The organism is Streptomyces lydicus (assembly GCF_001729485.1).
Lineage (GTDB): Bacteria > Actinomycetota > Actinomycetes > Streptomycetales > Streptomycetaceae > Streptomyces > Streptomyces lydicus_D.
In genome coordinates, this window is record NZ_CP017157.1 from 1,689,563 (window position 1) to 1,702,068 (window position 12,506).

15 protein-coding genes and 1 riboswitch are annotated in these 12,506 nt (G+C 67.5%); of the genes, 7 read left to right on the forward strand and 8 right to left on the reverse strand.

Annotated features, from left to right (window positions below):
- Positions 1–437: 437 nt before the first annotated feature.
- Together SL103_RS07225 and SL103_RS07230 are read left to right on the forward strand one after the other, a co-directional pair.
- Entirely contained in the window at positions 438–1,205 is a 768-nt protein-coding gene (locus tag SL103_RS07225) for a helix-turn-helix domain-containing protein (protein ID WP_069567916.1), read from the forward strand.
- Positions 1,202–1,675 (forward strand): NUDIX domain-containing protein, encoded by a 474-nt coding sequence (locus SL103_RS07230; protein WP_069567917.1) that lies wholly within the window; start codon positions 1,202–1,204, stop codon positions 1,673–1,675. The genes SL103_RS07225 and SL103_RS07230 overlap by 4 nt, the downstream gene beginning before the upstream one ends.
- On the opposite strand, the gene SL103_RS07235 is transcribed toward SL103_RS07230, so the two are convergent.
- From SL103_RS07235 to SL103_RS07250, 4 genes are all read right to left on the reverse strand, one after another.
- Positions 1,663–2,229 carry an HD domain-containing protein gene (locus SL103_RS07235; protein ID WP_069567918.1) on the reverse strand — a complete coding sequence of 189 codons (567 nt, stop codon included), beginning with the start codon at positions 2,227–2,229 and terminating at the stop codon, positions 1,663–1,665. The two genes, SL103_RS07230 and SL103_RS07235, sit on opposite strands and share 13 nt — an antisense overlap.
- Positions 2,230–2,239: 10 nt before the next feature.
- Positions 2,240–2,689 carry a GntR family transcriptional regulator gene (locus tag SL103_RS07240; RefSeq protein ID WP_069567919.1) on the reverse strand — a complete coding sequence of 150 codons (450 nt, stop codon included), beginning with the start codon at positions 2,687–2,689 and terminating at the stop codon, positions 2,240–2,242.
- 221 nt (positions 2,690–2,910) lie between these two features.
- Positions 2,911–3,777: a hypothetical protein gene (locus SL103_RS07245; protein ID WP_164492762.1), complete on the reverse strand. Its 867-nt coding sequence runs from the start codon at positions 3,775–3,777 to the stop codon at positions 2,911–2,913.
- A 441-nt stretch (positions 3,778–4,218) separates the two neighbouring features.
- A complete protein-coding gene (locus tag SL103_RS07250) occupies positions 4,219–4,434 on the reverse strand; it encodes a hypothetical protein (protein ID WP_244303858.1) in 216 nt (71 codons plus the stop codon).
- Positions 4,435–4,752: 318 nt separating this feature from the next.
- Between SL103_RS07250 and SL103_RS07255 the strand changes: the two genes are divergently transcribed.
- The 4 genes from SL103_RS07255 (at position 4,753) to SL103_RS07265 (ending at position 7,747) form a co-directional block, all read left to right on the forward strand.
- Positions 4,753–5,118 (forward strand): hypothetical protein, encoded by a 366-nt coding sequence (locus SL103_RS07255; protein WP_164492763.1) that lies wholly within the window; start codon positions 4,753–4,755, stop codon positions 5,116–5,118.
- Positions 5,119–5,897: 779 nt separating this feature from the next.
- Positions 5,898–6,071: a hypothetical protein gene (locus SL103_RS37665; RefSeq protein ID WP_164492764.1), complete on the forward strand. Its 174-nt coding sequence runs from the start codon at positions 5,898–5,900 to the stop codon at positions 6,069–6,071.
- 108 nt (positions 6,072–6,179) lie between these two features.
- Positions 6,180–7,274: a DUF1152 domain-containing protein gene (locus SL103_RS07260; RefSeq protein ID WP_164492765.1), complete on the forward strand. Its 1,095-nt coding sequence runs from the start codon at positions 6,180–6,182 to the stop codon at positions 7,272–7,274.
- A gap of 122 nt (positions 7,275–7,396) precedes the next feature.
- Entirely contained in the window at positions 7,397–7,747 is a 351-nt protein-coding gene (locus SL103_RS07265) for a hypothetical protein (RefSeq protein WP_069567924.1), read from the forward strand.
- 24 nt (positions 7,748–7,771) lie between these two features.
- Here SL103_RS07265 and SL103_RS07270 read toward each other — a convergent pair whose 3' ends face one another.
- Positions 7,772–8,566 carry a DUF4239 domain-containing protein gene (locus tag SL103_RS07270; protein WP_069573496.1) on the reverse strand — a complete coding sequence of 265 codons (795 nt, stop codon included), beginning with the start codon at positions 8,564–8,566 and terminating at the stop codon, positions 7,772–7,774.
- 287 nt (positions 8,567–8,853) lie between these two features.
- On the opposite strand from SL103_RS07270, the gene SL103_RS07275 reads away from it, so the two are divergent.
- Positions 8,854–9,354, forward strand: a complete 501-nt coding sequence (locus SL103_RS07275) for a VOC family protein (protein ID WP_069567925.1) — start codon at positions 8,854–8,856, stop codon at positions 9,352–9,354.
- 61 nt (positions 9,355–9,415) lie between these two features.
- On the opposite strand, the gene SL103_RS07280 is transcribed toward SL103_RS07275, so the two are convergent.
- From SL103_RS07280 to SL103_RS07290, 3 genes are all read right to left on the reverse strand, one after another.
- Positions 9,416–10,570 carry a HoxN/HupN/NixA family nickel/cobalt transporter gene (locus tag SL103_RS07280; RefSeq protein ID WP_069567926.1) on the reverse strand — a complete coding sequence of 385 codons (1,155 nt, stop codon included), beginning with the start codon at positions 10,568–10,570 and terminating at the stop codon, positions 9,416–9,418.
- A gap of 32 nt (positions 10,571–10,602) precedes the next feature.
- A riboswitch (cobalamin riboswitch) is annotated at positions 10,603–10,816 on the reverse strand.
- Between the two features lie 91 nt (positions 10,817–10,907).
- On the reverse strand, positions 10,908–11,756 hold the full coding sequence (locus tag SL103_RS07285) for an alpha/beta fold hydrolase (RefSeq protein ID WP_069567927.1): 849 nt from the start codon (positions 11,754–11,756) through the stop codon (positions 10,908–10,910).
- 107 nt (positions 11,757–11,863) lie between these two features.
- Positions 11,864–12,466, reverse strand: coding sequence for a MarR family winged helix-turn-helix transcriptional regulator (locus SL103_RS07290; protein ID WP_069567928.1), 603 nt, complete (start codon positions 12,464–12,466; stop codon positions 11,864–11,866).
- Between the last annotated feature and the right edge of the window lie 40 nt (positions 12,467–12,506).

The window sequence follows — 12,506 nt, forward strand, 5'->3', positions numbered from 1 at the left end:
CGTGTCACGACGACTCCTCGGTGGAAGCGGATGTGAACAGGTGTCTCCTTCGGGAACACGGGCTCCCGTTTCAGGCGTATGGAGACGTGACCTCTCGGTCTAAGCCCTCCCGGATGCAAAGGGCCCGGGGTCCCTCGCCCCCGCCGAAGCGGGGCCTCATGACCCCGCCGGAGCAGGGCCCTTTGGTCGTGCATTTGCGCAGGTCAAGCAATGTGACTTCCGGAGCCCAGTGCCGGCGCCCCGCGTCATGGGATACATGTAATACCTGTATCTCACGCCCTGTCAAGAACCCGCCCTCAGAAGGGCGTTCTCTCGGTGTGCATCCAGGTTGCTGCCTGAACAGCAGACGTACGACCGCTCCCATGGACGGCTCCGGGACGGCTGGCTAGGGTCGAAGTCGTCCCAAGGCGTCCCAACGCGAAGGGGGAGAAGGGGAGATGGCGAACGAGCGACTTCGTGGGGCGATCACCGAACGAGGGCTCACCATCGAGACCGTCGCCGAACGCCTCGGGGTGGCCAGCAAAACCGTCGAACGGTGGATCAATCAGGGCCGCAAACCGTATCGCCGCTTCCAGTACGCGGTGGCTTCGCTCCTCCGCTACGAGGTGTCCTACCTGTGGCCCGACGAGCGGACGATGGCTGAGGTCACGTCAGCCGGCGGCGCGGAGCTGGTGAAGCTGTACCCACACCGTTCAGCGGTGCCCCCGCGCCTCTGGCCGCAGCTCTATTCGTCGTCCAGGACGTACTTCGATGTGCTGGTCTACTCCGGGTTCTGGCTGACTGAAGATCCCGAATTCCTCCGCCTGGTCAAGGAGAAGTCGGCGGATGGCGTACGGGTTCGTTTCATGCTTGGCGACCCGGACTGCCCCGAGGTTGCGACCCGTGGTGCAGACGAGGGAATCGGCGATGCGATGGCCAGCAAGATCCGCAACGCATTGATGAACTACCGCGGGCTCTTCGGCCTGCCGGGCGTCGAGTTCCGCTTGCACAGCACGACCCTCTACAACTCCATCTACCGTGCCGACAACGAACTACTTGCGAACGGCCACGTATACGGAGTTGGCGCCTACCTTGCCCCCGTTCTCCACCTACAGCGCGTCCCTGGTGGCGAGCTGTTTGACACCTATGCCGAGAGCGTTGAGCGCGTGTGGGACTCTGCCCGCGTGATCACCTCACCCACCGACTTCGCGGAGGTTCAGGCATGAGCCGCAGGGACTACTTCAACGACCCGGAGGCCCCGAAAGCCAACTCTGTGGTGCCTTCGGTTACCGCCGTCGTCCGGGATGAGGATGGGCGACTCCTACTCATCCACAAGACCGACAACGACCTGTGGGCTCTCCCCGGGGGAGGACATGACGTAGGCGAGTCGATCGCCGAGACCGTCGTCCGGGAGGTCGAGGAAGAGACCGGCTTTACGGTCGAGGTGGACGGTGTCAGCGGGCTCTACACCGACCCGCGCCACGTCATGGCGTACGACGATGGGGAAGTCCGGCAGCAATTCTCCATTTGCTTCCGCGCGCACCTCACAGGCGGCTCGCTGCGTACCAGCAACGAATCTAAAGAGGTCCGCTGGGTCTCTCCAGCGGACCTCGACCGGCTCGACATCCACCCCTCGATGCGGTTGCGCATTGAGCACGGCCTGGATGACTCACTGACGGTGCCCTACATCGGCTGACCCGCGCCCACTGCGGCCATCCGCTGTTCCACCCTGCCCGCGGCAGCGTGAATCTCGGGTGCCGCCCGCTGGATGAAGCGACCCACGATGGTGTCCGGACCGTAGCGCGCCACGATCTCGTTCAGACGGTCGGCCGGCGCGGTGTGGCCGCCATCCGGCGTCGTCGTCATGTCGCAGAAAATCAGGGCATCCACGAGCTCCGGACGCTCCATCTCGAACTCAGTCGCCAGCTCGTCACGCAGTCCCCGCTCTTCCGCCTCAAGCAGTGCGCAGGAATGGTGGGCCACCAGGCGAACCACCCGTTCGTCAAACGACTCCTGCTCGCGGAGGAACCGGGCACCGTCGAGCGGATGGAACCCTGTCGTAGCGATCGATGGCGAGTAGCCGACGTCATGGAGGACCGCGGCGGCCTCCATGACGTCGGCGTCGCGGCCGAGGATGGGGCGCAGGGTCGCCGCGCGCTTGGCGACGCCGAGCGAATGCGCCCAGCGGCGCGGGAGGGGTTCAGCCAGCATCGATTCCGAGAGGGCAAATGCCTGCTCTGTGAGTCTCATGGGCTCCAGCCTACGAATCGTGTGTGGTCGCCGGGAGGGCGCGAACGAACCGCCCCTTCCCGTGCACAGCTTCCAGTAGCCCCTGACCTTCCAGCGCTGACAGAGCGCTCCGCAGGGCTGTCCGCGAGACTGCGAATTCCTCGCAGAGCCGGGCCTCGGATGGGAACGCGTCACCGACGGCGAAGCCGCGTTCGGCGATCATGTCGCTCATCCTTTGCGCCAAGGGGCGCCGCTCGCTGCCGTCGCTGACCACGCGGCCAATCCCGGGCTCGGAGCGGATGAGACCGTCCTTCTCCAAGATCTCCAAAGCGCGTCGTACGGTAGTCCGCGCCACCCCGTGCTCACGCATCAGCGCGGCTTCCGAGGGGAGCCCCGTCTCAGCGAAGTGCCCCTTCGCGATCTTCTTGCGTAGGGCATCCGCGATCAACAAATACGTCCCGCGCGGACTCGCTCCCGGCATCTGGTCCCCTCTCACCCGCTGATGTGCCGCATGGCCAAGCGTCGCACAACGGGTATCAGGGGGCCGCTCGCCGGGCACGCGTCGCGGGCGGATCCGACCGGTGGCAGCCTTCAGCGCGGCACGCGGGACGCTGGTTTTCTCAGCTTCCGTCTATCGCCCGGGTCTCAGGCTCGGTGCGGTGGTGCTGCTGCACTGACCGCTCAGTTTGCGGAACAGCGTGGTTACCGGGTTTCCTCGGTCGCCTCTGCCGGGGGGCTGGGGATGCTGGCTGTGCAGGCGAAGCAGAACGACACCGGGAGCGACTCGCTGGCGAGACGGACGCCGGGGACCATAGTCTGCGCCTGACACTCTGGACAGAGTTGGGGGTAGCCCTTGTCTCTCGTGTAGAGCTCCATGATCCAAGGAGTTAGGGCGAGCCAGGTGTGGCCGCAGAAGTGGCAGCGGACGGTTTCTCCATCGGTGACCAGGGCCATCTCGTGGCACTGATCGCACTCCGTGGTGCGGTTCTCGGAGCCTTTCAGTTCCCCGCGTAGCCGTCGTCTGCGTTGGGTGATGAATGTGTGGACTCCGTCCAGTCCGTTGCGAACCTGGAGCATGTCCGCGCCAATGGTGTTGCTCTCGTCCTGGTCGAAGTCCGGCAGGAGGGCGTCGTCGAGGAAGTGGACGAGGAAGTCGAGCACACGGCCGGCGCGGGCCTCAAGGGCGCGGGCGTTGTGCGTCAGACCGTAGTGCTGCAAGGCATTGCGGTCGCGGCCGAGGTCCTTGAGGGCCGCCTGCTCCTTGTCGGTTATGTGGACGCCGACGATGTTACGCAGTCGGGTGACGGCCTCGTTGATGGTGCAGCTCTTGAAGTCGCCGGAGCGGAAGGCCCGTTCGGTGGCCTCGCCGGGGTTGTCGAAGACCAGGCTCCAGTGCTCGCGTACGAGCCGGGCCTTGAGTAGCACCTCGGTGGCGGCCTGCAGGTGAAGCACCGCGTACTTGATGTCGCGGGGGCCGACCTCACTCCTGGTGAGGTGGTCGACGACACTTACGAGGTAGTCGACGCCATTGCGGACGGGTGGGAAGTCGAGCTGGTGGGAATCTGGCACCACCCCCGCGGGAGCCGCAGAAGCTTGTGATTCGCCCGTGGGGGCGATGTCCCGATCTGGCGGCTGCATGCGCACAGGGTATCCGTGACGGTCCTGGCGGCAGAGAGCGCGCAAGATGGAGGAATTCCGGCAAGCACTCCGCGCGTTCCTGGATACCCCGCCCACTGACTGCTCCGAGGGCGACGACCGGCAGGGGCTCCTTGCCGCACCCCGTCGCGCTTCCGTATGAGGCCGACCACGAGCGGGCAAGTTCGCTATGGGGTCGCGCCTGGGCGATCGAACTGCTCTAAGAGGGGTGCGAGGGGGCTCCTGGCCCCTTCTTTCACAGCTCTACACCGAGCGGCGCAGCCCCCTCAGCAATGAGCCCGGAGATCTGGAAGTTCAGGTCTCCGGGCAATTGCGTCCGCGAGTACTCGAACTAACGGCCCGAGTGAGCCCCCCTCACACAATGTGCACCCGCTCAAGGGAACCGTCCTCGTTGCGCAACATCAGTTGCCGACCGCCAGCCATCTCCCTGGCCAGGAAGGCGTAGACCTGCACAGCACGGTTAATTACATCCGACTTGGACAGCCCGGAGACTTCCGTAAGGTCGTGAACAGCCTGGACGGCCGCCGGTACGAAGGTCACCGAGTAGCGCTCACTCTCAGCGGGTTCCACGGGTCGCAATGATCTGGCCATGACACCTTCCTTGACTCGGATGTCGACGCACGCTGCCGATCATCCAGCACTCCACACCATCACTGTCTCACACAGGCATCGAACGCGCACCTATCTAACTGCGAATCTGGTGCACTTTTGGTGCGTACCCGCTAGAGTGGGCCCACTCCTCCCCTAACCCAGGGGAGACAGAGAGAGGAGAGCCCATGCAGGAGAAAAGCCGGCCAGCCGCTGACTCGTAGCGGCTGGGGGCTAGCTCCGCCCCGGTTCTGTCGCGATCCAAAAGGGGTTCGCAGCCGGGGCACCCGAAAGGGATGAATGAACACGAACACGGACGTGACTGTCCAGCCGACCATCAGCGCTCTTGCCCTCAACCAGGGGGAAGCGGCCGAGGCGGAGGGATTGCTCCTGACCGAGCCCACCGGGGCTGCGACGGTCAGGTTCTCCCTCGCCCCGGTGGGCATGGAGGTCTCCGCCTCTGTCCCGGAGAAGTGGAGTGGTGATTCACTGCGCACTCTCCACTATCTGGGCGCCACTGCTGCATCGACGATTGGACCGGTCGCACTGCTGACGGTGACGGCAGGCACCAGCGTGCCATGGGGAGCCGCAGTTGGCCTCGGGCTGCTGCTCATCCTCATGCCTCTCGCCTACGTCCTCCTCAGCAACAGGCAGTCGAAGGGCTAACCGACCTTCGCAGCCGATGGGTTTCCGTAACTATCGAACTGGCGCCACCCTCTAAGTCCAGAGGATGACCTTCACGGTCAAGCCTGACGTCCCACCTTGTGCGGGACGTCAGGCCCTGCACCACCACAAGGTCGCGGGGCGGTCGTCTCTGGGTCGCCCGAGCGCGCTCCAGATCGACCAGCGACGACCGTTGAGAACCACTCCCCGCAGGTCATCTCAACGACCTGATCTATCGTCCTAGGTGACGACTCTGGCTCATCAGTTCTTCGGCTTCTGACCTGCGTATGCGTACCGTGGTGGACGGTGGTAAGCCAAGATCGGGCAACTCGTAATGCGTAGGTCTCAGGTTCCAGAGCCGAGGGCTATTGTCGGCATGTCTGCACCCCTCGCTGACGGCAATAGCTGACGGCAACGCATGTGGACTCCGCCGTACGTGAGACGACAGGTATGCATGGCGTGAGGCGAAGCAGCAGGGAGCCTCGAAGGCTGACGAGTCGCTTGATCGAACTTACAAAGCAGATGTCACAGGTTCGAATCCTGTTGTGCCCACGAGTCAGAGGACCCCCTGTTGATCATGACAGGGGGTCTTTTGCGTCCGCGTCCGGATGTGACACCGACGCTCACGTTCAGCCCGCGGCGGGCCGTCGCTTCACCGGCCGCTCCAGGTGTCTCACGGTGTCACGCTGCGTGTCCCACGCGACGGGGAGGGCGGTCGACCGCGGCGGATAGGTTGCCCGTAGCCGGTTGGTCGGACGGCTGAGCAGCCAGGGGGCGTTCGCATGGATGAAGACGAGGTCAGGCGCGCCGTGGCGCGAGGGATGCAGGACTACGAGAGGTCGCGGCCGAAGCCCAAGGGGGTTGTCCGGGAGGCGGAGAGCGCCGTGGGTGGCTGCCTCGCGATGTTCGTGGTGGCGCTGGTGATTCTGGGCATCGTCGCAGCCTGCAATCGGTGACGCCCGGCTGGCCGGCCGCTACGCGGCGAGGGGCGGGATCTCGGGGGGCGCAAAGTCGTGGCGTCGAGGTGCGCGGGATCGGCGCCCGGCCGCCCTACGCTGACGCACGTGACGCGCTTGATCGTGGCAGCGGGAGGAGGCGGCGACGCTGTCGCCGCGGCGATGCTGGATGCGGCCCTGTACGGGGGCGAGACTCCGGCGGTGGTTCTCACTTATGCGTGGGACCGTCTCCTGATCGACCCCGTGCCCGGGCCGAGGGGGCCGGCCAATTTCACCGGTCTCCGTCTCCTCACCCGAAGCGTCCGGACGGTCCCCGCCGACGCGGCGCCGATCGCTCCTGCGGGCTCGACGCTGCCCCGGCTGGCCGCGGAGTTGTCGCAGACCCTCGCGCTCATCGACCCGCATCACGGCGCCGAGGGCATCGTTCGGCAACTGGAGGAGATCGTCCAGTACTTGGAGCCGGACTCCGTCGACCTCCTGGACGTCGGCGGCGACATCCTGGCCCGGGGCGACGAACCCACCCTCCGCAGCCCGCTCGCCGACGCCCTCACCCTCGCGGCGTGCTGCGAACTCAACTTCCCCGTACGGCTGCTGGTCGCCGGCCCCGGCCTCGACGGCGAAATCCCCGCCGACGCCCTGCGCGAACGCCTGGGCCCCGTTGCCGTGACACTCACCGCCGAGCACGTCACGCCCGTCAGCTCGGTACTGGAGTGGCACCCCTCCGAGGCCGCGGCCATGCTGGCCGCCACGGCACGCGGGGCCCGCGGTCTGTGCGAGGTGCGGGACGCCGGCCTGCCCGTCGCGCTCACCGACGACGGGCCCGTCGTGTACGAGGCGGACCTCGACGAAGCCCTCGACCGCAACCAGCTCGCCCGAGCCGTCCTCGCGACGGAGAACCTGCACGAGGTCGAGCAGTACAGCCGCGAGATCTGCGGCTTCTCCGAGATCGACCACGAGCGCGACAAGGCCGGTCTGCTCGGCAGCCGGCCCGCCCGGCCGCTCGACCCGGAGGCCGTACTCCGCCAGCTCGACGAGTTCGAGGCCGCCGCCCGGTCCCGTGGGATCACCCACACCACGTTCCGCCGGCTCACCGAAGCCTTCGGTCTCGGCGGCCACCAGCGGCTGGACCTCAGGGCACTGCTGCTCAGCAGCCACCCGGAGCAGTACCAGGCCCCGCTCTGGCGCCTCCCCTCCGGAGCCTGATCACCGATCGGAGTGCCGCGGCCGGGCGCTCCGGGCGTTCTTGACCCGTCCCGCGAGGTGCCACCGGCTCGGATAAGCTCACCGCCGGTCCAGCCGGGTTTTCGGAGCCGCAAGGGGGAGCCGTGCAGCTCACGGTGCAGTGGGGGGACCTGTGGGTGCCCGTGTCGATGATGGTTCTCAGCGTCCTCCTCAGTGTGGGGACGCGTCGGTGGCGACGCCGGCGGCAGGCTGCCGTGCGGTGGCGTTCACGGACTCACTGGGAATGGCTGCCGTTCCTGTTCGGGCTGGTCGTGGTCATCGCGGAGCTGTCGCGTCTGCTGGACGTACCCGCCCCGGGGGCCGCGATCGCCGACGTGGTGGCTCGGGTGCTCGCCCTCACCACCGTCTTCATGATCTTCCGGGCCCTGTTCATCCTGTTCGCGCGCGGCGGCCGGGTCCTGTTCCGACGTCGAGGGGTGGGCAGCGGCAGCTGACCGCACGGCCGACGGGGCCGTGGGCTACCGCTGGGGCGACGACAGGATCTGGATCACCGTGCGCAGCGGCTCCGGCGACGTGGAGAACTCGCCGAGGAAGGGATAGGACAGTTCCGCGACGAGGAACAGGTTGGCGGCAACGAGGAGGCTCACCGCGCCGACCATCCCGTAGTGCATCAGGGCGCGTTCGGAGCCGAAGGTGACGGAGAACCCGAGGACCAGGCCACTGGTCAGAAAGACCACCAGCCACAGGGACAGGGGCGGGCCGATGTTGCTGCGTGCCTGAAGCAGGCGTTCCGTCCGGGCTCTGCTCAAGTCCCTCAGGGACGCCAGCGAGCCGGCGAGGAAGGCTCGTTGGGTGTCGTTGCGGGGTGTGACGCTTTCGTAGGCGCTGTACAGGCGGTTCAGCGCGTTCTCGGCCTCCGGCGTGGTCCGGCCGGTCGCGGCGCCGGCCCACTCGTCCGCGGCCGCGCGTCCGTACTGCCCCAGGCTCTGCCGGAGCCGGGCGCTCTCGGTGCTGCCGAACACCTCCAGGCCCCTGGCCATCTGTGCCGCCATGGCGCCCTCGGTCCGCGTCGTCTGGTCCGCGGTGTTCACCTGGCCCCAGAGCGCGAGGACGATGAAGCCGACGAGGAACCCGTAGACGACAGCGATCACGGGGAAGAGGAACTGGGCGATCTCGTTGTGCTCGCCCCGCTTCAGGCGGGGGAAACGGTGCCGGACGTATGCCTGGACGGCTGCTGTCCCGCCGGCGACCCCCACGATGAGCCCTGCCAGCAGCAGCCAGGGAGGGACGTTGATCACGATCCAACGGGTCATGGTCACTGCTCCACGCTCCTGACGTACCCCACCCGCGTTCACCGGCGGGGTGGCCAACGAAGGTGCCGGGCCGTGGACACGCCACCTTCGCCCCTTCGGTGGGAGGGGGCCGAAGGGGCTGGAGGGGGTTGGTGTGGCGTGTTTGGGGTGTTGTTCGGGGTTGTGGGGGTGTGTAGGGTCGGTCCGAGGCAGACTTGAACTTTCAAGTAAATGCGCTCGGCCGGCGGGGGCGGTCGGGCGTGGGTGCCGCGGTCTCGGGCCGCGGCGGGAGATCGGGGAGTGGATTCATGGCTGTACGACGGCTCAACCATGCGGTGCTGTACGTCCGTGACGTGCCGCGGGCCATCGCCTTTTACACCGAGGCCCTGGGGCTCACGGTGGATGTGGAGATACCGGGGCGGGCGGCGTTCCTCAGCGCGCCAGGTTCCCTGAACGATCACGATCTGGGCCTGTTCGCGGTGGCGGCGGACGCGCCGGGGCCGGAGGCCGGGCGGGTCGGGCTCTACCACCTGGCCTGGGAGGTCGGCACACTCGGGGAGCTCGCGGCGGCGCACGAGCAGCTCGCCGGGCGCGGTGTTCTCGTCGGCACCACCGATCACCTCGTGTCCAAGTCGCTGTACGCCAAGGACCCCGACGGCAACGAGTTCGAGGTGATGTGGCGGGTGCCGAGGGAGGACTGGCCCGGCCCGGACGAGTCGGAGCGGCTGCGGCCCCTCGATCTGGCGGTGGCGCTCAAGCGCTGGGGGCCGGATCTGGTGACGGGGGCGGCAGCCGGTTCGGCCACCTGAGGGGGAACGGAGGGGTGGTGGGGCGGCGGGGGAGCCGTATCGGGGGCCCGGTGCGGGTGTTTCAGGCGCTCGGGCTCCGGGGCTCCGCTTGCGCCGGCCGGGTCTGCGAAGACGTACGCTCCGCGCGTTCCGCCCAGCGCTTCTCGACGCCGGCCACCCGCCAGTACGTCAGTGCCGCCGCCCAGACCACCAGGAACAGGCCGACGATGATGAAGCCGACGTTGTCGAGGTCGAGGCCGGATATCCAGCCGGTCAGCGGGTCGCTGAGGCCGAGCTTGTCGTGCAGCACGGTCACCAGCTCGATCGTGCCGATGAAGAACGCCACCGCGATCGACAGGCCGGTGATGGTGAGGTTGTAGTAGACCTTGCGCACCGGGTTGGAGAACGCCCACTGGTACGCGAAGTTCATGAAGGTGCCGTCGAGGGTGTCGAACAGGCTCATCCCGGCGGCGAAGAGCAGGGGCAGGCAGAGGATCGCGTACCAGGGGAGGCCGGCTGCCGCGCCGCTGCCCGCCATCACCATCAGGGTCACTTCGGTCGCGGTGTCGAAGCCGAGCCCGAAGAGGAAGCCGAGCGGGAACATCTGGCCGGGGCGGGAGATCGAGCGGGTGAACCGGCCCAGGAAGCGGTTCATGAAGCCCCGTGAATCGAGCCGCTGTTCCAGCTCGGCCTCGTCGTAGTGACCGGCGCGCATGCCGCGGAACACCCGCCAGATACCGGTCAGGGCGATGAGGTTGAGGGCGGCGATGAGGTAGAGGAACGTCCCGGAGATCGTGGTACCGATGGTGCCGAGGATCTGGTGGGTCCGGGATTCGTCGTTGAGCAGAATGCCGGCCAGCTGGGCACCGCCCGCCACGAGGGCGGCCATCACGACGACGATGCTGGAGTGCCCGAGCGCGAACCAGAAGCCCACCGACACCGGGCGCTTGCCGTCGGCCATCAGCTTGCGGGTGGTGTTGTCGATCGCGGCGATGTGGTCGGCGTCGAAGGCGTGCCGCATGCCGAGGGTGTACGCGGTGACACCGAGGCCGACGCCGAAAGCCTGGCTCCCGACGGAGTAGTGGTTCGGCACCACGAGCAGGAAGAGCACGCCGAAGGCGACGACGTGCAGTCCTGCTATGACGCCCATCAGGCCCACGGTGCGGAGGGTGTCCTGCCGTCGCCAGCGGAAGCCGACGGTGGCAGGGGTGTTCGGGGTATCGGTGGACAGGGCCATCCGGCAGTCACGCTCCAGCACCTCGTGGAATCAGTTCGTGAGATGCCGTGGCCGGTCTCCTGGCTTACGGGTACACGCGTCCGCCCTCGCCTTCCCGGCCGCAGGCTGCGGTCAGTGGCGCCGTACGCGCGGGCGCGTACGGAAAAGGGCTGGAAACTCCCCGATCACAGTGGCGAGGGCCGCTCCGGCCTGGGACCACAAGGTCCGTCACCGGTCTTCCCGAACACCACGGCCCGGCCACTCTAGCTGCCCATGCGTCCGCGTGGGGTGCTGGCCTCCGGCCCGAGCTGCGCGGACCTACGGGCGAACCGGGCTGCGCGAAGGCGTTTCAGCCAGGTCAGTAGTCCAAGGAGGAGAGGAAGGCGTGCAGTTCGTGGTCGTAGAGCGGGGTGTTCTCCAGGTTGACCATGTGGCCCGCTCCCGGTATGCGAACTCTTCGGGCGCCGGGGACGGTCAGGGCTATCGCATGGGCGTTGGCGGAGATGTCCGTACTGTCCAGGTCGCCGTCGAACACGACCGTCGGCACCCGTATCTCACCCAGGCGGTCCGCGGCCCCGACTTCGAGCGGCATGCCGGCGCCGAGCCCGTCCGCGTGCACCTCCACATTGGCCATGGCGGAGGCCCGCATCCGCTCGCGCAATCCCGGGTGCACGGCGGAAGGGGCGCGATGCGGTCCGTCCACCCACATCCTCAGGAAGTGCTCGACATAGCGCTCCGCGCCGTCCGGTGCCCCGATGGCCGCCACCTGTTCCTTGATGTGCTCCAGGATGAAGGGGTCGGTGAAGGGGCGGCCGCTGATCCCGGGGGCGGCGAGCGCGAGGGCCGTCACCCGGTCCGGGTGGGCTATGGCGGCGTCGATTGCGACCCGCGAACCGTGTGAGAGGCCGACGAGGACGGCGCGCGGGACGTCGAGCGCGTCGAGGAGCGCGCACAGGTCGTCGTGGTTGGCGTAGTCACCGGCAACGGTGGAGGACAGGCCGTGGCCGCGGGAGTCGTAGCGGATCGCGCGGAGGCCGGAGTTCACCAGCCAGCTGAACTGCTCGTCCCACATGTGCTGGTCGAGCATGCCGCCGTGCAGCAGTACCACCGCGGGGCCCGAGCCGGCCGTCTCGTAGAACAGCTCGCCGTCGTCGATCGGCACGAGACCGTTGTCGATCTCGGACCAGGCGGTGATCGCTCGGGTCATTCTCCCTACCGTCCTTTGCGTGGGCGATGCGGTGGTGTGGTGGGTGTTGCGACGAAACCGGTCTGCATGACCAGGGCTTCGCGATTGTCTCTTACCTCTGGCTTGGCTCATACGTCGCCGTTGTGGGCGTTGGCGACTTTGGTCTCGTGAGGGTGGCTAGGCGTATGAGTATCGCGATTGCCGTGAGTGTCGGTTTCCTCCGGTGGAACGCGTGGGCCGTTCGCAAGGTGCCGGAATTCCTCGCCGAGTCGGTCGAGTACGTGCAGCGCGGTGCGGATGTCCGCCGCGGGGAGGTCCGCCAGGCGCTGCCGCAGCTCCGCCGCCTCGAACTCCTGGATGCCGCGTATCGCTGCCGCGCCCTGGGTGGTGAGCTCGATCAGGGACGAGCGGCGGTGGGCGGGATTGGGGGCGGTCACGACCAGGTTCAGTTCCATGGCGTGGTTCACCCAGCGCTGCACGGGCTGGCGGTCCAGGCCCATCGAGCGCGCCAACTGCGGCACCGTGCGCGGGCCTTCGTTGTGCAGGGCGTCCAGCAGGGCGTGCTCGCCGGCGGTCATGCCGGTGCCCGTGTCCTTCAGTTCGCGTTCCACTGCGCGGACGACCGTGCGGTGCAGGGGCCACAGGCGCCGGATGACGTCGTACAGCAACGCCTCGGCGGGTGCGGCTTCCCCGGCGTCGTGTTCCCCGGAAGCCGGTGCGGTGTCGGTCATGGTTGAGTCCCCCTCGATGACACTGATGATGTCAGGATGA

Bases quoted from the DNA above. Each gene is read 5' to 3' on its own strand.
- SL103_RS07225 (WP_069567916.1), top strand. From the start codon at position 438: ATGGCGAACGAGCGACTTCGTGGGGCGATCACCGAACGAGGGCTCACC.
- SL103_RS07230 (WP_069567917.1), top strand. From the start codon at position 1,202: ATGAGCCGCAGGGACTACTTCAACGACCCGGAGGCCCCGAAAGCCAAC.
- SL103_RS07255 (WP_164492763.1), top strand. From the start codon at position 4,753: ATGAACACGAACACGGACGTGACTGTCCAGCCGACCATCAGCGCTCTT.
- SL103_RS07275 (WP_069567925.1), top strand. From the start codon at position 8,854: ATGGCTGTACGACGGCTCAACCATGCGGTGCTGTACGTCCGTGACGTG.
- SL103_RS07270 (WP_069573496.1), bottom strand. From the start codon at position 8,566: ATGACCCGTTGGATCGTGATCAACGTCCCTCCCTGGCTGCTGCTGGCA.
- SL103_RS07290 (WP_069567928.1), bottom strand. From the start codon at position 12,466: ATGACCGACACCGCACCGGCTTCCGGGGAACACGACGCCGGGGAAGCC.
- SL103_RS07285 (WP_069567927.1), bottom strand. From the start codon at position 11,756: ATGACCCGAGCGATCACCGCCTGGTCCGAGATCGACAACGGTCTCGTG.
- SL103_RS07240 (WP_069567919.1), bottom strand. From the start codon at position 2,689: ATGCCGGGAGCGAGTCCGCGCGGGACGTATTTGTTGATCGCGGATGCC.
- SL103_RS37665 (WP_164492764.1), top strand. From the start codon at position 5,898: ATGGATGAAGACGAGGTCAGGCGCGCCGTGGCGCGAGGGATGCAGGAC.
- SL103_RS07235 (WP_069567918.1), bottom strand. From the start codon at position 2,229: ATGAGACTCACAGAGCAGGCATTTGCCCTCTCGGAATCGATGCTGGCT.
- SL103_RS07280 (WP_069567926.1), bottom strand. From the start codon at position 10,570: ATGGCCCTGTCCACCGATACCCCGAACACCCCTGCCACCGTCGGCTTC.